The sequence below is a fragment of the Streptomyces sp. NPDC058052 genome (genome assembly GCF_042885515.1).
Classification (GTDB): domain Bacteria; phylum Actinomycetota; class Actinomycetes; order Streptomycetales; family Streptomycetaceae; genus Streptomyces.
In genome coordinates, this window is record NZ_JBHVRX010000008.1 from 75077 (window position 1) to 97291 (window position 22215).

Consider the following 22215-nt stretch of genomic DNA (forward strand, 5'->3'; position numbering starts at 1 on the left):
TGGCGGACGCTTTCGGCCCGGACCCCGGTGGCCCGGTGGGCCGGCTCCTGGGCCTGCCACCAGGCTCTGGCGCGGGGCCGTGGTGGGCATCGTGAGGACGGTCGTCCCTCGCGTCCGATCTGGCGCCGAGATCTCGTGTGAGCACGACCGCGCGGGCCCAGGAGACCCAGGCCGCACCGGATCCCGCCGTCTCCTTCACCGAGACCCGCATCGCCCGGCTCGTCGAGCTCACCGTCCCCGGCACCGCCGGGGACCAGGTCTCCCTCCCGGAGCTGGAACACCGGCCTGCGGGCGACGGCGAGGAGTTCACCGTGACCGTACGCAACGCGGGCAACGTCCTGTACACCTTCGCCGGAACGCTGAACGTCACCGGCGGCGTCTCCGCGGGTACCGTCCCGCTCACCCCCACAGGGATCTCCGTGATCCCCGGCGGCAGCGCCACTGTCACCGGCCGCCTGGCAGATCTCCCCGCACTCGGCCGCCTCGCGGTCACCTCCTCGGTGACCGCTACGGTTCCGGCGGCACGGCGAAAACTCTGGACAGCAACACGGTCCGGCTGTCCTTCCTCCCCTGGCTCAGCGCCGCCCTCGTCATCGGCGGTTTCCTCGCCCTGGTCCTGCTCCTCGTCCTCACGCGCACGCGACGGCGTGCCTGGCTGCGGCGGCGCGCGGAGGAACGAACCGCGCTGCGCGCACTGCGGCAGGAACCGGGAGCGGGAAGCGCGTCCGTCGGCACTCCTCATGAAGCGCCGGCAGGCAGCGCCGAACCCTCATGAGTACGGCACCAGCCGCTCGGCCATCACCACGCGCTGTCGCGCCTACGACGTGCTGGAGCAAGTGGTCTCGATCCAGGTCGCCCGGAGGTCACGGCAGACCAGCGTGAGGGTGCCGTTCCAGCACGCGATCTCGTGGCTGCACCCGTCCCTGTGCGGCAGGATCTCGTCGAGAATCACCGTCCCGAGGTCAGGTTCCAGGTCCTCGTCGGCGGGATCGACGAGGAAACCGGACACCCCCGCGTAGCGGATCAGCAGGTCCTGGTCGTGCTTCCAGCAGTTGTGCCCGAACTCGACCTCCACCTCCTCGCCGCCGGCGCCCCGGACGGCTCGAAGCTTCAGGTCCTTCACACAGCGCCTGCTGCGGAAGTCGTAGTGGTCCGCGTCGGTGGCGAAAGCCCGGGCGCCCGGCGGCAGCTCGCTGGAGATCGAGGGCAGGTGGCTCAGGTAGCGAGCCGGATCCAGGACCCCTGACGCGTCGCCGACCCGTGCGTCGAGATTGACGTACTGCATCGGCCTTCGCCCCCGGTCGTGGTCGCTCCTGACCGAGGAATCGTTGCACAGGCCCCCCGCATGAGATGACGTCCATCAGAGAGTTCTGGGGCACCCCGGACGAGGCATGGTGGCCCGCACGCAGGTGGCTGGCTGGCTGGCCCATGCGCGCAGGGATGGTCAGCTGCCGGCCTCGCTGGACCGGCGGGAGGTCAAGGTAAGGGTGAGCGTGAGGGTTCACTCGACCAGACGCTGAACACCCGCCTGCAGGAGTCGGAGATGAGAAGGTCCCTTCGAATGAAAGACGCGGGGGCGCAGATGCCTCTTCGATTCGAAGGCCACGGCTGTGCCGCACGCACCCCTCAGCAGCGTCGGGTCGTCGAGGGCATGCCCGTACGCATCCCCGACGGCGTACAACCCTTCGACTGGACGGACCGTCCTACTCCCCGGGCGACGTCATCGAACGCGTCCCACGACATCCGTTCGTTCTGGGGGATCACTTGACCCGCTCCACCCGCATCCGGGGGCGCCGTCGCGCTCTCGGGGCCGCCCTGACCGTCCTCGTCTCCTCCGCCGCGCTCACCGCGGTGACGACGGCACCGGCCCAGGCCGCCGGGGTTACGCCGAAGCCCCGCGTGGTCTTCACCGAGTACAAGGACATCGCCGGCGTCCGCCACAGCACCATCGTCACGGTCAACGCCGATGGCACCGACCGGCGCACCCTCCAGCCCACCGGCACGGGCCTGACCAGGGCCGACATCAGTGGGGTCGCCTTCTCCCCCGACGGCCTGCGCATGGCCTTCATCAACAACGACGGCTTCGGAGACATCTGGGTCGCCGACGCCGACGGCCGCAACGCGCGCCCCGTCCGCATGGACATCGACGAGCCCGACGGCTGGGTCACCGGCCTCGACTGGACTCCCGACGGCAAGCAGCTCTACCTCAGCTTCCGGGCCAAGCCGGGCCACGACCGCCTGCGCATCATGCGGGTCAACCTCGACGGGAGCGGGCTCGGTTACGTCTTCGCCTCCCCCGAGCGGACCTGGGACACCCAGGTCGACGTGGCCTGGGACGGGCGCATCACCTTCCTGCGCGGAAGCTCGGTCCACCTCTGGGACCCGCGCGTGGGCGGCACCCCGAAGCCCGTCGCCTACGGCCTGCACCCGACGTTCTCACCGAACGCTGAGCGGATCGCCTTCTCGGCCTACGCCGACGGCTCGTACGACGTCCGCGCCCGCGTCCTGAGCAGCGGCGGCGAGTACTCCCTGTCCAAGGGCATGAACGTCATGTTCCCCGAGTGGTCCCCCGACGGCTCCCACGTCGCGTACATCTCCGGCGGCACGAGGCAGCAGGCGACGGTCAGCAGCGCAACCGCTCCCGGCAGCACCCCCAAGATCCTCTCTGCCTCCGACACCACCGCCTCCGACCTCTCCTGGGTCACCCCGCGCGGATGGAATCCCCACGGCACCTTCCGCCGCGACTACAACGGCGACGGTCGCGCGGATGTCCTCGCCCTGGACGGCGCGGGCGTCCTCTGGCGCTACGACGGCAACGGAACGGGCGCCCTCAAGCCCCGCGTGAAGATCGGCTGGGGCTGGAAGGGCTACCGCCTCACCGCCGCCGGCGACCTCAACGCCGACGGCCGCCCCGACGCGCTGGCCCAGGACGCCGCCGGCGGCCTCTGGCGCCTCGACGGGACAGCGGACGGCCGTTTCGCGGCGAAGGTGAAGATCGGCACCGGCTGGAAGGACCTCCGGCTCACCGGAGTGGGTGACCTGACGGGCGACGGCTACCCGGACGTCCTGGCCACCGACCGCTCGGGCGCCCTCTGGCAGTACGCGGGCAACGGACGCGGTGGCCTCCAGAGCCGTCAGAAGACCGGTCACGGCTATACCGGCTACCGCCTGACGGGCGTCGGCGCGGTCACGGCGGGCGGCTACCAGAGCTACCTCGGCCAGACCCCGGCCGGAGACCTGTACCGCTACGAGCGGGGCGGCCGGTCCAGGATCGGCCAGGGCTGGAAGGCTCTGCACCTGACGGGTGCGGGCGACGTGTCGGGCGACGGCGTACCCGACGTCCTCGCCACCGACACCGCCGGCATCCTGTGGCGCTACGACGGCGACGGCAAGGGCGGCCTGAAGTCCCGCGTGAGGATCGGCTCGGGCTGGAAGGGCGTCACCACGTCCTGATCCAGCCCCTCATGACCGGCCGGCATCCCGCCCCTCTCCACGTCTCCGGGGGCGGGATGTCTCCGAGATGCCCGCCGGTCAGGGGGCAGGGGCGGGTCCTCCGGGCCTGAACCGCTCCACCCCGACGATGTGCCGTACCTTGACCGGGCGCACGATCACCGCGACCCGCTGTTCCCCGGGCATGATCCACTCGTAGTCGCTGCCCAGGTACTTGCGGGCCAGCCGGTCCATCCGGTCGTGCGCCTCCTCGCCCTCGATGAAGCGGGCCACCACGCCGCTGATCTGCACCCGGTCGAAGGGGTCGGTGGCGTCCGCGTGCGAGAGATAGACACGGGGATCGCGGCGCAGGTTCTCCTCCTTCACCCGGCCCACGGAGGTGTTGAACATCAGCTCCCCCTCCCCCTCCAGATCCACCCACATCGGGCTGACCTGCGGTGCTCCATCGGCGAACACGGTTCCGACGTACCAGATGTTGGGGGCCCGCAGCCGGGCGCGGACAGCTTCATCGAATGTCGCGGTCATCCTGGGAGCGTACTGACCGTGATCGAGAGAGTTCGGGGGAAGCCACGGAATCCGCCCGTGCGAATCGGAACGGACACGCCACCCCCCGCTGGCGTGACCGTTGATCAGAGGCCCTCTCACACCGCCGTGGCGCGGACCGTACTGGGGCTGAGGCCCTTGTGGCGTTTGAAGGCGGCGCTGAAGCCGAAGGCGTCGGCATAGCCGACGGTCCTGGCGATCTGGGCGATGCTGAGGTCGGTGTCGGCCAGGAGCGCCTCGGCGTCGTCCATGCGGCACTCGGTGAGGTAGGTGAGCGGCGGACGGCCCATCAGTTCGGTGAAGCGCCGGGCGAACAGGGCCCGGGACACGCCGGCCCGGGCGGCCAGTGACGCGACCGTCCAGCTTTCGGCGGGCTGCCCGTGGAAGGCGTGCAGGGCGGGGGCGAGGACCGGGTCGGCGAGGCCGCGGTACCAGCCGGGCGCGTCGGCGCCCGCGCGGTCGAACCAGGTGCGCAGGGTGCAGACCAGAGCCCAGTCGAGGAGCCGGTCCATCAGCGCCTGCGAACCGGCGGAGAGCCGGGCGGCGTCGGCGGCGGATTCCTCCAGCCAGGCGCAGACCTCGGCGTCCTCGGCGACGACCAGGACGGGCGGCAGGGCGCGCAGGAGCCGTTCGTGGCGGTGCCCCGAAGCGCGGTAGGCGCCCACGATGAGCGCGGTCGCTCCCTCCGGGCTGGTGCCCCAGTGGATGCCGTCGAGTTCCTGGCCGGCGCACGCGGCGTCCGCGGCGAAGCAGTGGATCTCGTACACGGGGTGGGGACGGTGGACGGTGGCTGGTTCGTCCGCGAGGCGAAACCGTGCGGGGCCCCGGACGATGGCGGTGTCGCCCGCGCCGATCGCCCGCTCGGTCCCGTCGGACAGCAACAGCGTGCCACCCCCGCGCAGCACGCTGACCATGGTGAGCGGAGCGGCGTCGGCGAAGGTGATGCTCCAGGGCGCCGTCAGGACCGCATGGCTGACGACCGAGCCCTCGGCCCGGATGCCGCTCAGCAGTGAACTCAGGGGATCCACAGCGCAATCGTAGACGATCTCCTATGTTGTGGAGAGTTTCTCCCATGGATCATCTACGGAGCTGCGGCTGTACTGGACTCACTGCACCGATCGAGCCCTCGGGAGACACCGTGCCGCAGCACAGCAGCAACAGCAGGACAGCCCTCCTGGTCGTCGCGCACCACCGCAGCGACTCCCTCACCGCCCACACCGCCCGCCGCACGGCGGCCCAGCTCGAGGCCGCCGGGTACCACATCGACCTGCTCGACCTGCACGCCGAGGGGTTCGACCCGCGGATGAACGTGGAGGACCAGCCGGACTGGGGCAACCGGGAGAAGCCGTACTCGGACGAGACGCACAGCCACATGCGGCGGATCCTCGACGCCGATGTCGTCGTGGCCGTCTTCCCCGTGTACTGGATGAGCGTGCCCGCCATCCTCAAGGGCTGGATCGACCGCGTGTGGAACTACGGGTTCGCCTACGGCCGCAGCAAGCCCCGCCTGGCGGGCAAGCGCATTCTGTGGCTGGCCCTGGCCGGCGCCACCTCCGACGATCCCGTCGCGGAGTCGATGCAGTCCGTCCTCGAGGCCAACCTGAGCGACGGCATCGCCTACTACTGCGGCTTCTCCCGCTCCACCGTGGGCCTGCTCCTGGACGCGGAGGAGCGACCGCAGCGCCTCGACGCCGAGGGCAACCTGCTGGTCGGTGAAGCGGTCGCCGGCGCCGAGCGCGAGGCGCACTACACCGACTTCGACCGCCGGGCGCGGACGTTCGTGGACGAGTTCCTCGCGGACGAACTCGTCGCGGTCTGAATCGCTGCGGATCTCGTGGGCTGACGCTGCGGCAGGACGGTGAGTCCTGCCGCCGTCACGGCCTCGGCCGAGCCACCGGACAGCGTCGGATCGTCGCTCCCGGGGCGATCCGACCACCTCGAAAATCATTCTGCGGGGCGGTCCCACAGAGACCCGGAGATGCCCGGAGATGCCCCGTCATCACGAACGAGCGGCCGGCATCACGCGGCTCCGGGGGTCCCGAACGGGCGTGACCGCACCACCCGGCAAGATGGTGTCCACGACCTTCGATGGCCTGGTCGAGCCGGTCAAGGGCTGGAACTCCCTCGACTCCAACCCGGCGGCTCCCGCTGGTACGGGCCCAGGCCGCCGGGCTGCGCGGACTCCCTCACCCCCTGCTCCGCGCGCTCGTCGCCGACCCGGTGCCTGCCGTTCGGGCCGCCGCCTGCGCACCTGCCTGGGCCCACCTCACGCCGCTCCTGCGGGAACGGCTCCTCACCGACTCCGACGAGGCCGTCCGGACCATCGCCCGGCTGAGGCACCACCAGGACCACCCGCTGGACGAGGCCGGTTTCGAACGCCTCGGCGGCACGGCGGGCACGGCCCTGGAGACCTGCCGTCTGAGACCCGAACTGGCCCTGCGGCTGGCAGCGCGCGAGGATGCGGCCGTACGGGACAGACTGGCGGAGAACTTTCGTCTCGACCCGGCGGCCGTAGCCGTCCTCGCCCAGGACGAGAACGACTGGCTCCGGCACGTCGTCGCACTCCGACCCGAACAGACCGACGCCCGGACCTCCCGGCCACTGACCGCCGGAGAAATCCGCCGCGTCCCTGACACGGGGGACGGCCTGGAGCGGAAGCCGGCGGCAAGGTTGTCGAGACGCTCTCGTCGTCGTCTCTGCAGGCGCTCTTCGGACCACACCGCCAGGAGGAACCAGTGTCATACGCGCAACCGCTCACGCCAGAGGAGAGACTCGCCGACGCGAAGAAGCGGCTGAGCCTGCCGCGCATTGTCGTGATCTGCGGCTCCACCCGTTTCATGGCCGAGATGGCCGAGGCCGACCTGCGGGAGACCAGAGCCGGAAAGATCGTCGTCAAGCCGGGCTGCGACCTGAAGTCGCCGCACGAACTCTGGTCCGATCCCGTCGAGGCCGAGGCGCTGAAGGGTCGACTCGACGATCTGCACCGAGCGAAGATCCGGCTCGCCGATGAGGTGCTCGTCGTCGGCGACTACGTCGGAGACAGCACCCGGGCTGAGATCGCCTACGCCCGGTCGCTGGGGAAGCCCCTGCGGTTCACTCACCCTGAGGTCGCCCTCGACGCCTGACCGCCCGTACGCCGCCCTCCGCAGGCACCCCTGGGCATTGATCATCCAGGTGGCGGCTATGCGGAGGACGGCGGACTGATCGACGTGGCGCTCCGGGGCCGGGCCTCACCGCGCCCGGGTGCACGGGCGAGGTGGGTGCGGCCCGATCCCGCTATCGCGCGGCCGTCGCCAGGTAGGTGATGCGGAGGGTGCGCGTGGCCGGTTCGCGGTCGACGAGTACCTCGACGCCGTAGACGGACTCGATCAGGTCCGGGGTCAGCACGCTCTCCGGGGCGCCCGACGCGACCACGCCGCCGTCCTGGAGGAGGATCAGGTGGTCGCAGTAGCGCGCGGCGAGGTTCAGGTCGTGCAGGGCGACGACGCAGGTGACGTCCAGGGAGGTCAAGAGGTCCAGGAGTTCGAGCTGGTGCCGGATGTCGAGGTGGTTGGTCGGTTCGTCGAGCAGGATCTCCCGGGGCTCCTGCGCGAGGGCGCGCGCGAGCTGGGCGCGCTGTTTCTCCCCTCCGGAGAGGGTGTGCCAGCTGCGGTGCTGTTTGTCGGCGAGGTCGGTCCGTTCCAGCGCCGCGTCGACGATCCGCCGGTCCTGTGCGCCGAGGGCGTCGAAGCGACCGCGGAAGGGGGTGCGTCCCAGTTCCACGACCTGGCGGACGGTGACCTGGTGGTGGGCCGTCACATCCTGTTCGACCACGGCGAGCCGACGTGCCAGCGCCCGCCGGCCGAGCCCGGACAGGTCGGTGTCGTCGTAGCGGACGGTTCCGCTGTCGGGGCGGCGCAGTCCGGCGAGCAGCCTCAGCAGAGTGGACTTGCCCGAGCCGTTGGGTCCGAGGAGACCGGTGACCTTTCCGTCATGGGCCTCCATGCCGATGCCGTCGAGGAGGTGTCGTCCCTTGATCGAGTAGCGGAGTTCCGTGGTGTCGATGCGTCCCATCAGGACTCCAGACGCTTGAGTACCAGAGCGAAGGCGGGTGCGCCGAGGAGGGCGGTGATGACGCCGGCCGGCAGCTCGTGCGGCGAGAACGCCGTACGGGCGAACACGTCCACCCATATGAGGAAGACGGCCCCCGCGACCGCGGACAGCGGCAGCAGGGTGCGGTGCGCCGGGCCGGCCAGGATCCGGACGGCGTGCGGGACGAGCAGGCCGATGAACCCGATCGCACCGGAGGCGGCGACCGCCGCCGCCGTGATGACGGAGGTGAGCACCATGAGCCAGACGCGGGCCGCGGTGACGTTGGTCCCCAGGGCGGCGGCGGAGTCCCAGCCGAAGGTGAAGGCGTCGAGTGCGGGCGCGAAGAACTGCACGGCGACCACACCGGCCAGGATGATGACGACGGTGACGGTCACCCCCTCCCACCGGGCGCCGCCGAGGGTGCCGAGCAGCCAGTAGGTGAAGCCGCGGGTGGAGTTGGCGTCGCCGCTGACCATGAGGACGACCGAGGTGACCGCGGCGAAGAACTGGGACACCAGGACGCCGGTGAGCACGACGCGGGAGGGGCTGGCGACGCGCCCTCCGCCGAGCAGGAGCAGCAGCAGGCCGAACGAGACGAGGCCGCCGGCGAAGGCGCCGGTGGAGAGGGAGACGCTGCCGCCGATTCCGAGGAGGAGGACGGCGACGGCGCCGGTGGAGGCGCCGGAGGAGACTCCGAGCAGGTAGGGGTCGGCCAAGGGGTTCCTGGTGACGGCCTGCAGGACCGCGCCGGAGACCGCCAGGGCCATGCCGACGGCGGCGGCGAGCAGGACTCTCGGGAAGCGGGATTCCCAGACGAGGGCGTCGAGGAGACCCGGCAGGGGCTCGGTGGGGGCGATGCCGCCGAGTCCCATGTGCCGCAGGATCGTCGAGACGACATCCAGTGGCTGGACGGCCGCGCTCCCGAACAGTGTCGCGAGGACGATCGAGGCCAGCAGTGCGGCGCCGGCCAGAAGGACGAGCGCTACCGCCGGGGCGCGCCGCCGGCGCCCCGGAGCCTTCTCACTCGTGGTGGTCGGGGCTCCGGTGCGCGCGGCGGTCTGCTGTGGACGGGAGGTCATGGTGTGACGGTTCACCTGAGCTTGTTGAGGCCGTCGACCAGCGCGGGGACGACGGACGCGCTGCCGTAGCCGGGGTCCATGTGGCTGCCGGGGACGGCGATGAACCTGTCGCCCTTCACGGCGGTCAGCTTGCTGGTGAGGGGGTCTTTCTTGAGGAGTTCGATCTTCTCCTCGGCGGTGTCGTTGGGTTCGCCGCGCGTCAGGTCGGCCAGGACGATGACATCGGGGTTGCGGGCGGCGACCTCGTCCCAGCTGACCTCGGCCCACTTGGTCTTGGCGTCGGCGAAGATGTTCTCGACCCCGACGAGCCTGGAGATGTGGTCCGGCAGACCGCCGGGGCCGGCGGCCCAGGGGGTGCCCTCGTACGTGGAGTAGAACCACATCAGCTTCAGCGGCTTGTCCCGCTTCTGGACGGCGCCGACCGCCTTGTCGACGACGGCCTTCTGCTCGGCGGCGAGCTTCTCGCCGGCCTCGGGCACGCCCATGATCCTGCCCAGGCGGCGGTACTCCTCGAAGAGCATGGCGAAGTCCGCGTTCGCCACGCTCTCGTGGTACGTGCAGTCGAACTCGGTCAGGTAGGTCGGCACGCCCAGGTCGTGGAGCTGCTTGCGTTCGCCGGACTGCTCCTTGGTGAACATGCTGGCGAAGGAGCCGTACACGAAGTCCGGCTGGGCCTCCAGCAGCTTCTCGTGCTTGATCTCGGCCCCGGGGGCGGAGAGGACCGGGATCTTGTCGTACCGCACCGCGATGGCGGGCGGCGTCTTCTCGATCTCGTAGCCCGTGCCGGCTATCCGGTCGCCCACCCCGAGGTGGATGAGGATCTCCGCGGCGGTCTGGTTGAGCGTGACGGCCTTCTTCGGCACGGCCTTGAAGGTCACGTCGGTGCCGCAGTTCTTGAGCGTGAAGGGGTGGGACGCCGCGCTCGTCGCCGTCGTCGTCCTGTCGTGCGCGCCTGCGTCGGGGGCCGGGTCCGTGGCGCATCCGGTGATCGCGATCAGCATCACGACAGAAGGAATGGCAATCGTTTTCATTGTCTGTACGCTATTCGTTCGCAGGGAAAGGGGAGAGAGGGCTGCCGGCTGCCCCGTGGGGTGGCGTCAGATCGGAGCGCACGCGCCGGCGGCTACCGCAGCAGCGCGGCCAGCCGGCGGGCGGCCTGCTCGTCGAACAGGCCGTGGGCGGCCATCCAGTCGTCGTCGAAGACGGTGTCGAGGTACTTGTCGCCGCCGTCGCAGACCAGGACCACGATCGTGGTGCCGGGGGGCGCGGTCCGCGCCCGCTCCAGCGCCTTGTACACGACGCCGCCGGCCGAGCCGCCGATCATGATGCCGAAGTGCCTGGCCAGGTGGCGGCACGTCTCGAAGGCTTCCGAGTCGCTGACCTTGAGCCCCTCGTCGAAGACGTCGTAGTCGACGACACGGCCGATCTCCGACCCCTCGGGCGTGCCGGTTCCGGACTGGTGGTAGGGCGCTCCCGGGCCGCCGAAGACGACGGAGCCCACCGGTTCGACACCGATGATCTTCAGGTCCGGGATGCGTTCGCGGAGGAAGCGGCCGGTGCCGCAGAGCGAACCGCCGGTGCCGACGGCGCCGTACAGGTAGTCGATGGAGTCGCCCAGGTCGTCGTGGAGTTCACGGGCGAGCGGCCGGTAGCCGTTGGGATTGCCCTCGTTGCGGTGCTGGGCGGTCCAGTACGCGCCGTGTTCGGCGGCGAGCCGCTCTGCCACGGTGTCGCGTTCGGCGGTGGCGAGGCCCTCCTCGTTCCCGGCGACATTGAGGATGTCGGCGCCGTAGGCGCGCATGCCCCGCAGTTTGTCGACGCTGGAGTGGTTGTCGACCACGGCGGTGAACTTGTAGCCGCGTTCGGCGGCGATGAGCGCGAGGCCCAGCCCGGTGTTGCCGGAGGTGGACTCGACCAGCCGGCCGCCGGGGGCGAGAAGTCCCGCCTCCTCGGCCTCGTCGACCATGTTCCTGGCCATGCGGATCTTGGCGGTCCCGGTGGGGTTGAACTGCTCCAGCTTCAGCAGGACGGTCGCCCCGCCCTCCGCGAGGGGCAGCTTGAGCAGCGGCGTCCGTCCGATCAGGTCGGAGATCCTGGTGGTGATCACAGTGTGCCCTTCGCGCAGATCTCGGTCAGGCACCGGACGAAGACGTCGTTGTCCCCGGGTGTCGACAGGGAGGCCCGGATGTAGGTCTCGTATCCGGGTTCGCGCCATGCCTTGACGATGACCCCGGCGCGGTGGAGTTCTCGGGCGACGCGGTCGGCGGGGCGGCCGGTGTCGATGAAGAGGAAGTTGGCCGCGGACGGGACGACGTTCAGGCCCGCGTCCCGCAGGTGGCCGGAGACCCGGTCGGTCTCCAGGGCGGTGCGGCGGACCGTGTCCGCCAGGTGCGCGTGGTCCCCCAGCGCGGCGATCGCGGCCGCCTGCGCCGGATGGTTGACGTTGTACGGGGTACGGACCCGGTCCAGGGCCTGGATCAGGGCCTCGTCGGAGGCGACGCCGTACCCGACCCGGACGCCCGCCAGACCGTACGCCTTGGAGAAGGTCCGCAGCACGATCCACGGCCGGCCGAGACCGCGCAGGGCCTCGACCCCGTCCGGGTAGCCGGGACGGGACCGGGCGAACTCTCCGTACGCCTCGTCGAGCACCAGCAGGGCCGACTCCGGGAGGGCGGCCACGATCCGCTCCAGCTCGCCGGCGGTGAGCGTCGCGCCGGTGGGGTTGCACGGGTTGGCGAGGAAGACGAGCTTGGGACCGGCCGCGAGCGCGTCGCGCCAGGCGTCCGCGTCGAACCCGAACCCGTCGGTGACCGGGACCTTGTGGACGCGGGCGCCCATGACGCGGGGGAAGGTCTCGTGCAGGCTGAACCCGGGCGCCTGGGTGACCACGAGGTCACCGGGGTCGAGAACGGCCCGGCAGAGCAGTTCCAGGATGTTCTCCGAGCCGTTGCCGAGCACGACACGTCCGGCGGGCACGTCCAGGCTCGTCCCGATGGCCTCCGCGAGCCGTCGCCCGGAGGGGTCGGGGTAGCGGGAGACGCCGTCGGCCAGGGCGTTCCGGACGGCTTCGGCGACCGCCGGGGAGGCGCCGAACGGGTTCTCGTTGTTGGAGAGCTTGATGACGCGGCCGGAGCCGCTGAGGGCGGCCACCTCGTCCGGGTCGGCGCCGGGGTCGTAGCGGGGCAGCCCCGCCACCTCCCGGCGGATCAGCGAGGCCGAGGAGGCCGGTGCGTGGACAGGTTTCATGAGGGCTCCGATTCCGGTGCGGGTGAGCCGGACGTCTCCCGGTGGATCCGGTCGACGCGGCGCAGGAAGGCGGCGAGGAGGAGGGCGGCGGTGGCGGCGAGGCCGATGGTCTGGCCGGTCCAGACGCCCTCGACGCCCCAGCCGGCGGTCACGCCGAGCAGGTAGCCGGCGGGCAGGCCGATCAGCCAGTAGCCGACGAGGGAGATCCGGAAGGGCCCGGCGGTGTCGCCGATGCCGCGCAGGATGCCGTTGCCGATGTTCTGGGTGGCGTCGAAGACCTGCATGAGGGCGGCGATCAGCAGACCGGTGACGGTCAGCGCGATGACGGCGGCGTTGTCGGCGCGCTCGGCCGAGAGGAACAGGGACACGATCGCGTCCGGGATCGCCAGGTACACGACGGCGACGAGCAGCGTCACGATCACGCCCCAGGCGGTGGCGAGCAGCCCCAGCCCTCGTGCTTCCCGGTGGTCACCGCGGCCGTCGGCCTCGCTGATGAGGATCGACGCCGCGTGGGAGAGGCCGGCGGAGATCATGAAGACGATGTAGACGATCTGGTTCAGCGCCGTCTGCGCCGCCAGCGCCTCGACGCCCAGGGATCCGATGACCAGGGTCAGCACGCTGAAGAACCCGGCCTCCGAGGCGTAGGTGCCGGAGATCGGCAGCCCGAGGCGCCAGACCGACCGGACCGCGTCGCCGTCCCAGCGCCGCGCGTGGGGGGAGGCGAGGTACGGGCGGAGGGTGTCGTCGCGCAGGATCACCGCGACGAACGCCAGGAAGGACAGCAGGAACACGGTGACCGTGGCGATCGCGACACCGACGAACCCGAAGGCGGGCAGGCCGAACTTCCCGTAGATCAGGACGTAGTTGAGACCGATGGTCACGCCGACCGAGGCCAGGGCGATGCCCAGCAGCGGGCCGGGCCGCTTCAGGCCGGTGGTGAAGTGCCGGAGGTTCTGGAACCACAGACAGGGCAGCATGCCCGGCGCCAGGACCATCAGGAAGTCGCCCGCCTTGTCGACCACCGCCGGGTCCTGGCCCAGCAGGACGAGCAGCGGGCCGATCAGCAGCAGCGCCACGCAGAAGACCGCTCCGCAGACGGTCGCCCAGAAGAAGCCCGCGAACAGCAGCGCGCCGACGCGCTCCCTGTCGTCCCGCACGCGCGCCTCGGCCACCAGGTTGCTGACCCCGGTCACCAGACCCGTGCCGGTGGTGCGGAGCTGGTTGAAGAGTGCGATGGCCAGACCGGCGGCCGCGATCTCGACCGCGCCGAGCCGGCCCAGCATCACGATGTCCACCGTGGTCAGGGCGACATAGGCGAAGTTGGTGAGGATCAGCGGGAACGCGAGCTTGAGCAGCGCACGTGACCTCCCGACCCACCGGCCGGCATTGGGCGACCCCGCCTCGGGGGTGCCGGTCGTCTCGGTGGCGCTCACCAGAAGTCGACCTTGTCCCCGCGCCCGGCCGCCAGCGCGAGGTCGGCCACGTACCGGCCCAGTGCCGCGTCGGTGACCGCCATGCCGCTGTTGTAGGCGAAGACCACATCCTCCGGCCCGCGCCGGGCGGGTGCCAGGCCGAGCAGGATGTCGGGGAGCTGCGCGTCGACCGACGGCAGGCTGCCGTCCGGCCCCCGCAGGTCGTCGCAGGTGGCTTGCATCTGGGCGGCGTCGGTGGCGATGCGGTAGTCCGCGCCGTGGCACACGTCCGCGTGCACGCCGTACCCGAGGAGTACGGCGACCGAGCCGGGCTTCATCCAGTCGCGCCGGACCTCCTCCGTGACCGAGAGGCCCGCGGCGCCGATGACGATGTCCGCCTCGCCGGCGGCCTTCCTCAGGTCCGTGACGATCTCGACCTCGCGGCCTTCGACGCTGTCCTGGACGGCTCGCAGCCCCTCGGGATACGTGCCGGACACCTGCAGCCGCTCCAGCTCCGGCATCGCCGCCACGAGCATCGGCAGGGCCGCCTGGCCCTGGACCCCGGTGCCGACGACGAGCGCGGTCCGGGCGTCGGGGCACGCGGCGCGGGCGAACAGGGCGGTGGTGGCCGAGGACCGCAGGGGTCCGAGCTTCACCACGTCCATCAGCGCGATCGGCGCCCCCGTGGTGTCGTCCACGAGGAAGACGAACGAGTGGAAGCCGTAGGCACCCTTCGTCCGCCTCGGGTCGAATTCGTAGACGGCCTTGAAGCAGACGGTGCCGCTCCCGGAGTCCCTCGCCACCATCGAGTAGCTCAGCGAGCGGTGGTCGGGCCCGTCGACGATCGTCTTCACCGGGTTGTCCGAGCCGCCTTCGCGCAGCGCGCGGTAGGCCCGCTCGACGACCGCGATCACCTGTCGGCGATCGAGGTCGAGGTTCTCCTGCTGGGACTGCGGCAGGAGCCACAACTGTCCTGGCAGGGCGTACTTCTGTGGCATGCGGGGTCTCTCCTTCGTCGTTGTTCGTGCGGGAGTCGTTCAGGGGGGCGCGCCAGATGCGTCAGATCCCGTCCAGGCGCCAGCGGGGCGCGTCCGCGCCCTCGTGAAGCCGGAGGACGGCCTTCGTGGGGAGCGCGGCGTCGTGGAAGGGCGATTCGTTGGAGTCCATCTGGTACCCGGCGGTGTTGAGGTAGACCAGGAGGTCACCGCGGCGCACGGGCCGGGGGAATCCGATCTTGCGCCAGGTCACCATGTCGCTCTCCAGGCAGGTCGAGCCCGCGACACAGGCCGGGAAGGGTTCGTCGGCGACCGGGTCGGCGGAGATCAACAGCGGATCCGGGAGGTAGTCGCTGTTGAACCACTGCTCGGAGAGGCTGAAGCTGCTGCCCGCGGCGGTGACGATGGCGTACCCGTCGGTGTCCCGCCGGTCGTCGACCTGCTGCACCCGGTAGAGGGTGAATCCCGCCTGGTCGAGCAGAGCCCGGCCGGGCTCGACCAGGAAGCGGACGGCGTGGCGTCGCGCCTTCGCCGCCAGGCTCTCACCGTCCCCCACCGGGTACGTCATGATCGCGCGGGCCGCCTGGTCGGCGGTCTGGCCGCCGTACGGGTAGAAGTCCTTGAACGCCTTGCCGGCGTGGTACTGATCGGGGTGGTTCTGCGCGAGGAACGCGTCCCAGAGGCGGGGTTCGACGTAGCGGACCGGCAACCCGCCCCCGATGTCGACGAGTTCCGCGCCGGGTGCGCCACGTCGACGAGCGTCCAGGCAGTGATCGATCATCTCGCTCGCGGCCGCGGCCCGTTCCGCCGCCGAGTAGCCGTTGAGGTGGAAGGAGAAGCCCTGGAGCTCGATGTGCTCGGCGAATTCGGCGCAGAGCGTGACGGCGGACTCGCGCTCGCCGGCGGACATTCCGAAGCGGCTTCCCGGCTGCCCCTCCGTCCGGGACCTCAGCAGCACCCGCGCCCTGCGCCGCACACTGCGCGCCGTATCGGCCAGTCGGCGCAGTTCGCCGGGCGAGTCGACCGCGACCAGACTTCCGTGCTGGACGGCGAGCGCGTGCAAGGTGTCGTCCTTCTCCGGTCCGGATACGCCGATCCGGTGGCCGGGGACTCCCCCGGCCAGCGCCTTGACCAGCTCCGGGGAGCTGGCGACATCGACCCCGACGCCGAGGGCCGCGGCCGATCTGACATAGCAGTCGGCCTTGTTGGCCTTCTTGGCGAACAGGATCTCCGCGTCGGCGCCAGCCTCGGCGAACACCCGCCGGAGCCTGACGACGTTCTCCTCGAAGATCTCGGGCAGGACGACGTGCAGGGGTGATCCCAGGCCGTCGAGGAGGTCGGCGAGCAAGGCACGGTGATCCGCCAGAAGCCTGGAGACCGTGGGGTGACGTAGTGCGGGCAGCGCGAAGGGCCGGACTCCGGCCGTCGTGCGCTCCGACCGCTGTAGCGAGATGAGCACGTCCGTACTTCTATATGATGATGACACTCATTTTCAATACGGGCCCTTCCTGAAAGCCCTTCCCGCGAGGCGCGAATGGGGTGTAGAAGCACGAATCGGGCATTCGTTTCCTCGAATGCGTTCGACTGCGAGGCCGCCGGTGCGGTCCAGGCACGTCCGAGGGCGAGGTCCGTCATGGGCTCCCACCTCGGCCAGGGCGAGCATCGGCACGTCGTTCGGCAGCTCACGCGGGTTCGCGACGCCCTGCCGAACCCGCCGGACATGAGCGCGCCGAGTACGGAGGCGGCCGGCACGGTCGTCCTGGAGACCTCGACGACAGCACCAAGCCCACATCAGCGACTACCGACGCCGCGGCCGCGCTCCGCCCGAACCTTCCCGACCGGAAAGACCCGTCCTTCCCCGCGCCTCGGCTGTTCGGCGGGGATGAAAAAGACTTCGGAAAAGGTGTCGTCGAATGTCGAGGCCCCGCTCCCGGCTCCGACCAAGGGGTGACAGCGCGCCGGCAGGGCGCGCGCCAAGGGGAGGACACCCGAGATGAAGTACGTCGCGATGATCTACGGCAACCAGGCCAAGTGGGACGCGTTCCCGGCCGAGGCGTGGCCCGAGGCGATCGCCCGCCAGGAGGCGTTCAACGCCAAGTACCGGCAGACCGGTGAACTGATCGGCGCCTTCGGCTTCGCCGACGCGGCCCTCGCCCAGCTCGTACGACGCGAGGCCGGTACCCCGGCGGTCACCGACGGCCCGTACCTGAAGACCGAGGAACACATCGCCACCCTCTACCTCCTCGACTGCGACAACCTCCAGCGCGCCCAGGAGATCGCCGCGGACATGCCCATCGCCGACACGGACCCGGTCGAGCTCTGGCCGATCCTCCACGCATCCACATCCGACGCGTAAGGAGGCCCGGCCCCGCCGGGCTCCGCGCCCCCGGCGGACGACAGGACGAGCCGCGGCCTCGTCGAGGGGCTGTGCCCACGCGGGCGGTGCTGTTCTCCGGCCCGCGCGTCCACCGCAGCGACGTACCTCTCCGCATCCGCCCGGCACAGCGCCCGGCGGGTCTCGCCCGCAGAGACAGCCCCGTATGGAGTTGTCGTCGGGCGGCGAAGGCCCAGCAGACGTACCTTCGCGGTAACGCTCCATGTGAGCGTGCATCGGGTGGCCTCCGCGTACTTCGCACGGCGCGGAGGCCACCACCCTGCGCCACCGGCCCGGATGGTAAAGGCGGCCAGAACAGCCGCGATCACGAGCGAGCCGAGCGCACGGATCAGCGACCTGCTCCAGAACTCGGCCCGTCGGCCGTCGGGAGTGTGGGTGCCGTGGACGGTCGGAATGTCGACACGTCCTTCGGCGATGGCCTCCACGGCGCGAGCGCGCAGGCCGACGGGTCGGTCCGCGCGCTCGCGCACAGGCCGTGGTGCTGTGGTGCGGGGTGGTCAGCAGCCCTTCTCGGTGACGCTGACCGCCTTCATCGGCACCGTGTGGTCCTCACCAACGACGCCGTTGTTGGAGACCTTCATGGTGATGGCGTCGAGGGTCAGGGTGTAGCTTCCGCTGCCCCGGCACCGGTAGCCGTCGGTCTGGGTGCGGGCGCCCGAGTGCGTGGCTTCGGTCTTCATGCCCCCGTTCTCCTTCCACGCCTGGACGCCGTCCTTCGTCATGGACAGGCGACCGGTCCAGTCGCAGTGGCCCGCTTCGCTCCACAGCAGCGGCGTCCTGCGGACCGTGCGGTCGTCCGGGTTCTCCAGACGCGCGCTTCAGTCCGTGGCCCCGGCCGGCAGGGAGCCGGTCAGGCGTCGGTGGGCGCGGGTGAGGATCACCGCGGTGGCGATGAGGATGATGTCGAGGAGAGCGAGCGAGGCAAGTGGGGGCAGCCAGACGGCGGCCACGCCGGTGCCGGCGAGAGCGACGGCGGCGAGGAGGCGCTCCTTCCAGGCACCGCCGGCGGTGGTGCCGAAGAACCAGGCGGTGGTGGCCAGGTAGAGGGCGGGGCCGCCGAAGAGGAGGAGGGCGAGGGTGGTGGAGCCGTGGCTGGTGGGATGGGCGATGACGAGTTCGCTGCCGACGGCGAGGGCGACCAGGGCGGCCAGGACCAGGTAGGCGCTGTTGACTCCGAGCCGGACGGAGCGCACGGGGTCGGCGGAGGTGGTGACGGCGGTGGTGATGACGTCTTCGCCACCGCCGAAGTAGGCGGCCCACAGGCACACCAGGGCGGTGAAGACGCCGGCGGTCGCGAGCACGCTGGGGACGTCGACCGGTGCTTCGGACATCGCGCGGCCGGCGGTGAGGACGGTCTCGCCGAGCAGGATGATGAAGAACAGCCGAAGGCGTTCGAGCATGTGCTCGGCGTCGAAGGCGAGCTCGCGGCCGCTGAGGGTGCGGCCGGGCAGCGGGTGGGCGAGCCAGGTGCCGGTGAGGTCGATCAGCGCGGCGGCGGCCCACCACCACAGGCGGGGGCCGGAGCCGACCACGGCGCCGACGATCCACAGGGGGGCGGAGAGCGCCATCCAGACCAGGGTGCGGCGGAAGTGCTCGCGCAGGGCGTCGGTGCGGCCGGCCAGGGCCGTGACCGCGCCCGCGAAGAAGAGGATCGCGAGGAGCGGGATCACGAACGCCCAGGCCCGGTCCTCGAAGGCGCCGGGGATCGCGGCGTTCATGAACAGGCCGAGGCCCATGACGATGACGATCATCCACCGGGTGACGTCGCGCTGGACGTCGAGGAGGGTGGCCTCGTAGCTGGTGTAGGCCCAGGTGCCGAAGACGGCGACGAGCAGCACCGCGGTCTCCGCCGCGCCACGCCAGGTGAGGTGCTCCAGGAGGTGGTGGGAGAGCTGGGAGACCGCGAAGACGAAGACCAGGTCGTAGAACAGCTCCAGCGGAGAGACCTCCCGGCGCAGTCTGAGCGACTCGGGCACGCTGCTCATGATCGGACTCTCCTATGGGTCGGCGGACCACCACCGGGGCGGAAGGAGGCGAAGGCCGTGTGGCGGCGGCCGGAGATCAATGCCCGGCCGCCGCCTGCCCGTAAGGCGTCGGTTGCTCAGCCCTGGTCGGCGGGCTTGGCGGCCAGGTGTTCGTCGTAGAACGGGACGGCCTCGGCGATGGCCTGGTCGACGTACTTGGGGATGTCGTAGAAGTCCATGTGGGCGCCGCCTTCGACGATCCGGAGCTTCTTGGGGCTGCGGGCGCGGCCGTGGAGTTCGGTGGACATCCACAGGGATCCGGCTTCGCTGCCGGCGACGACGAGGAGGGGCTGGGTCAGAAGGTCCTCGACCATGTGGAAGGCGTCGAAGGTGAAGATCCGCGAGACGCTCTTGGTGAAGAGGAACTTGTTCTTCGCGTTGGGGTGCTGGGCCCGGGGGGTGAGGTAGTACTCGCTCGCCTCGGCCAGGTCGCGGGGGGTGTTCTCGTCCGGCTCGGCCGGGACGTAGGGCAGGTAGGCGGGCTCGGCGCCCTGGGCGGCTTCGGCGGTGCGCTGCTGGGCGACGGCCCTGAGGGTGGGGACGGCGGCGGCGTCGGAGTCGGTGCCGTACCAGCCGCGGCGGAAGTTGGTGCCGATGTTGACGGCGCTGACGGTGGTGAGGGCCTTGATGCGGTAGTCGGTCATCGCGGCGTTGACGGCGTAGCCGCCGCCGGCGCAGATGCCGAGGGCGCCGATGCGCTCGGGGTCGACGAAGTCGAGCGTCTGCAGGTGGTCGACGGCGGCCCGGACGTCGTCGACGCGGGCGTAGGGGTCTTCCAGGTGGTGCGGCTCGCCGCCGCTGTCGCCCTGGTACGAGGCGTCGAAGGCGAGGGCGACGAAGCCCTGCTCGGCGAGCTTGCTCGCGTACAGGCCGGCGGCCTGCTCCTTCACGCCGCCGCCGGGGTGGACGACGACGATGGCGGCGTGGCGGGTGGTGCGGTCGAGACCATCGGGGAGGTAGAGGTTGCCCGCCATGGTGATCGGGCCGTTGGGGAAGGTGATGGCGTCCATCGTGGTGCTCCTGCTGGTGTCGTCAGGTGGTGGGGTGGTCAGCGGGTGCTCAGCCGCGCGAGGTCGTCCTCGACGCGGACAGGTTCGGCGTCCAGGGGGAGGTTGTCGGTGTCCTTGACCGCGTCGAGGGATCCGGGCGCGTCCTGTTCGGCCTCGGCGAACAGGACGGTGAAGTCGGTGGTGGCCGGGCCGGGGCCGGAGAAGACCTCGAAGGTCCGGCCGATCGCCGTGTCGTCGAGCAGGGCTTCGACCAGGAGCGCGCCCAGGACGTCGCGGCCGATGCCGCCTTCGCCGGTGTCGCCCTGCTCGATCCGCAGGTGGGTGCCGCCTTCGCCGGCATCCAGCCAGCCCGGGCGCACGATCGTGTAGGGAGCGCCGCTGAGCCGTACGAGCCGTTCGGAGCGGCGCTTCCAGTCCAGGGCGTGGCCGCCGTCGTTGAAGGCGTGGTCACGGCGGGTCACGAAGATCGTCGTCTGCAGGACGATCCTCGGGCGGCGCCCTTCGAGAGCGCCGAGGATGTGGGCGACGCCGCCGTAGTCGATGCGTTCGAAGGACTCGGGGCGTCCGTCGTCGTCCGACCCGTGGACGAAGATCACGGCGTCGACGTCCGCGACGGCCTGGGTGAGCGTGTCCGGGTCCGTGAGGTCTCCGGCCACGATCTCGGTGCCCGGCGGCAGGAGCCGGCGGGCCCTGGAGACATCCCGGGTCAGCGCCACGGGAGTGAGGCCGCGCGCGGCCGCCGCCTCGACCGCGCGACGGCCGGTACGGCCCGTCGCCCCGACGACCAGAACGCGGTCGATGTCCGGCAGGTCGATGTCCGGCATGAGAATCCAGCTCCTTCGAGGCGCACAGGCGCCGCAGGGATTTCCGTCGAGTACGGAGAAAGAACGGCCGGAACACTTCCGGACCGAATGTGGCGGTCAGTCTCAGCAATTCTGTCCGGGCCACATGAAAGACGGTCGCACGCACCGTTCTCCTCCACCAGAGGACAGTTCCCTCCCTGGAAGGATCCATCCAGGGAGGGAACTGTCCCTGTCTCCGGCGTCGCGTCCCGGGGAGACTGGCGCCCATGAGCCCGAACGTGTCGCGCCCCGACGAACTCGGGGCCTTCCTCAAAGCCCGCCGGGCGGAGCTGAGCCCCGGTGCGGTCGGGCTGCCCGAGACCGTGGGGCGCCGCCGCGTGAACGGCCTGCGGCGTGAGGAGGTCGCGCTGCTGGCCGCCATCAGCACCGACTACTACGCCCGCATCGAACAGGGCCGCATACAGGCGTCCTCGCCTGTCCTGTACGCCTTGGCCCGCGTCCTCCGCCTGGACGACGACCAGCGCGCCTACCTGCTCGAACTGGCGGGCCGCCCCCCGGCCCGTGCGGCGCGCCGTACCTCTCAGAGGGTGCAGCCGCGCCTGCGAAGGCTGCTGGACGACCTGGGGACCACCCCGGGAATCGTTCTGGGGCGGCGCATGGACATCCTTGCCTGGAATCCGCTCGCGGCGGCCCTGGTCGGCGATTTCTCCAGCATTCCGGAGAAGAACCGGAACTACATACGCATGCTTTTCACCGATCCCGGGATGCGGGAACTGTTTGCCGACTGGACGAATGTCGCCCACACGTGTGTGGCGCAGCTGCGCATGGAAGCCGCGAAGGATCCCGGGAATCCCCGGCTCGCCGCTCTCGTCGGGGAGCTGTCGGTGCGGGACGCCGACTTCCGCCGCTGGTGGGCCGCCCACCACGTCGCCGTCCGCGGGGTGGGAACCAAGGTGCTGCGGCACCCCGTCGTGGGTGAGCTGACCCTGGACTGGGACACCCTCGTCCCGACCGTGGACGCCGACCAGCAGCTCGTCGTCTGGACCGCCGAACCCGGTTCTCCGTCCCACGACGCGCTGCGGATCCTCGCCTCCTGGACGAACCGCCCAACGGCGGACCGATCTCCGGCGGACCGATCTCCGGCAGCGGGGGACGACGCCGCCGGAGACGGTGTTCCGCGGGATTGA

General features: G+C 70.8%; 20 protein-coding genes. 5 read left to right on the forward strand and 15 right to left on the reverse strand.

Annotated features, from left to right (window positions below; all coding sequences use genetic code 11):
- Positions 1-817: 817 nt before the first annotated feature.
- Positions 818-1285, reverse strand: a complete 468-nt coding sequence (locus ACFVU3_RS13745; RefSeq protein WP_390066077.1) for a hypothetical protein — start codon at positions 1283-1285, stop codon at positions 818-820.
- Between the two features lie 479 nt (positions 1286-1764).
- Between ACFVU3_RS13745 and ACFVU3_RS13750 the strand changes: the two genes are divergently transcribed.
- On the forward strand, positions 1765-3453 hold the full coding sequence (locus ACFVU3_RS13750; protein ID WP_390066078.1) for an FG-GAP-like repeat-containing protein: 1689 nt from the start codon (positions 1765-1767) through the stop codon (positions 3451-3453).
- Positions 3454-3531: 78 nt separating this feature from the next.
- Here the strand turns inward: ACFVU3_RS13750 and ACFVU3_RS13755 are convergent, their stop codons facing one another.
- Both ACFVU3_RS13755 and ACFVU3_RS13760 read right to left on the reverse strand, forming a co-directional pair.
- Positions 3532-3975 (reverse strand): TIGR03618 family F420-dependent PPOX class oxidoreductase, encoded by a 444-nt coding sequence (locus tag ACFVU3_RS13755; RefSeq protein ID WP_390066079.1) that lies wholly within the window; start codon positions 3973-3975, stop codon positions 3532-3534.
- A 116-nt stretch (positions 3976-4091) separates the two neighbouring features.
- Complete coding sequence (locus tag ACFVU3_RS13760) at positions 4092-5021, reverse strand: AraC family transcriptional regulator (protein ID WP_390066080.1); 930 nt, start codon at positions 5019-5021, stop codon at positions 4092-4094.
- Positions 5022-5131: 110 nt separating this feature from the next.
- Between ACFVU3_RS13760 and ACFVU3_RS13765 the strand changes: the two genes are divergently transcribed.
- Together ACFVU3_RS13765 and ACFVU3_RS13770 are read left to right on the forward strand one after the other, a co-directional pair.
- Complete coding sequence (locus ACFVU3_RS13765; protein ID WP_390066081.1) at positions 5132-5812, forward strand: NAD(P)H oxidoreductase; 681 nt, start codon at positions 5132-5134, stop codon at positions 5810-5812.
- A 916-nt stretch (positions 5813-6728) separates the two neighbouring features.
- Entirely contained in the window at positions 6729-7118 is a 390-nt protein-coding gene (locus tag ACFVU3_RS13770) for a hypothetical protein (RefSeq protein WP_390066082.1), read from the forward strand.
- 151 nt (positions 7119-7269) lie between these two features.
- Here ACFVU3_RS13770 and ACFVU3_RS13775 read toward each other — a convergent pair whose 3' ends face one another.
- The 8 genes from ACFVU3_RS13775 to ACFVU3_RS13810 form a co-directional block, all read right to left on the reverse strand.
- Positions 7270-8046 (reverse strand): ABC transporter ATP-binding protein, encoded by a 777-nt coding sequence (locus tag ACFVU3_RS13775; protein ID WP_390066083.1) that lies wholly within the window; start codon positions 8044-8046, stop codon positions 7270-7272.
- Complete coding sequence (locus ACFVU3_RS13780; RefSeq protein ID WP_390066084.1) at positions 8046-9143, reverse strand: FecCD family ABC transporter permease; 1098 nt, start codon at positions 9141-9143, stop codon at positions 8046-8048. The genes ACFVU3_RS13775 and ACFVU3_RS13780 overlap by 1 nt, the downstream gene beginning before the upstream one ends.
- A gap of 11 nt (positions 9144-9154) precedes the next feature.
- The gene (locus ACFVU3_RS13785) at positions 9155-10174 is read right to left on the reverse strand and encodes an ABC transporter substrate-binding protein (protein ID WP_390066085.1); all 1020 of its coding nucleotides are present in this window, start codon (positions 10172-10174) and stop codon (positions 9155-9157) included.
- A gap of 92 nt (positions 10175-10266) precedes the next feature.
- The gene (locus ACFVU3_RS13790; protein WP_390066086.1) at positions 10267-11250 is read right to left on the reverse strand and encodes a PLP-dependent cysteine synthase family protein; all 984 of its coding nucleotides are present in this window, start codon (positions 11248-11250) and stop codon (positions 10267-10269) included.
- Positions 11247-12389 (reverse strand): histidinol-phosphate transaminase, encoded by a 1143-nt coding sequence (gene hisC / locus ACFVU3_RS13795; protein WP_390066087.1) that lies wholly within the window; start codon positions 12387-12389, stop codon positions 11247-11249. Before hisC ends, ACFVU3_RS13790 begins: the two co-directional genes overlap by 4 nt.
- Positions 12386-13822: an MATE family efflux transporter gene (locus tag ACFVU3_RS13800; protein WP_390066088.1), complete on the reverse strand. Its 1437-nt coding sequence runs from the start codon at positions 13820-13822 to the stop codon at positions 12386-12388. Before ACFVU3_RS13800 ends, hisC begins: the two co-directional genes overlap by 4 nt.
- Positions 13819-14799: an ornithine cyclodeaminase gene (locus ACFVU3_RS13805; RefSeq protein ID WP_390066089.1), complete on the reverse strand. Its 981-nt coding sequence runs from the start codon at positions 14797-14799 to the stop codon at positions 13819-13821. Before ACFVU3_RS13805 ends, ACFVU3_RS13800 begins: the two co-directional genes overlap by 4 nt.
- Before the next feature lie 61 nt (positions 14800-14860).
- Positions 14861-16249 (reverse strand): alanine racemase, encoded by a 1389-nt coding sequence (locus ACFVU3_RS13810; protein ID WP_390066272.1) that lies wholly within the window; start codon positions 16247-16249, stop codon positions 14861-14863.
- A gap of 540 nt (positions 16250-16789) precedes the next feature.
- On the opposite strand from ACFVU3_RS13810, the gene ACFVU3_RS13815 reads away from it, so the two are divergent.
- Positions 16790-17152, forward strand: a complete 363-nt coding sequence (locus ACFVU3_RS13815; protein WP_390066090.1) for a YciI family protein — start codon at positions 16790-16792, stop codon at positions 17150-17152.
- 536 nt (positions 17153-17688) lie between these two features.
- Here ACFVU3_RS13815 and ACFVU3_RS13820 read toward each other — a convergent pair.
- From ACFVU3_RS13820 to ACFVU3_RS13835, 4 genes are all read right to left on the reverse strand, one after another.
- Positions 17689-17871, reverse strand: a complete 183-nt coding sequence (locus tag ACFVU3_RS13820) for a hypothetical protein (protein ID WP_390066091.1) — start codon at positions 17869-17871, stop codon at positions 17689-17691.
- Between the two features lie 138 nt (positions 17872-18009).
- Complete coding sequence (locus ACFVU3_RS13825) at positions 18010-19176, reverse strand: low temperature requirement protein A (protein ID WP_390066092.1); 1167 nt, start codon at positions 19174-19176, stop codon at positions 18010-18012.
- A gap of 116 nt (positions 19177-19292) precedes the next feature.
- Entirely contained in the window at positions 19293-20225 is a 933-nt protein-coding gene (locus tag ACFVU3_RS13830; RefSeq protein ID WP_390066093.1) for an alpha/beta hydrolase, read from the reverse strand.
- Positions 20226-20263: 38 nt separating this feature from the next.
- Positions 20264-21049: an SDR family oxidoreductase gene (locus tag ACFVU3_RS13835; RefSeq protein ID WP_390066094.1), complete on the reverse strand. Its 786-nt coding sequence runs from the start codon at positions 21047-21049 to the stop codon at positions 20264-20266.
- A gap of 245 nt (positions 21050-21294) precedes the next feature.
- Between ACFVU3_RS13835 and ACFVU3_RS13840 the strand changes: the two genes are divergently transcribed.
- Entirely contained in the window at positions 21295-22215 is a 921-nt protein-coding gene (locus tag ACFVU3_RS13840) for a helix-turn-helix domain-containing protein (RefSeq protein ID WP_390066095.1), read from the forward strand.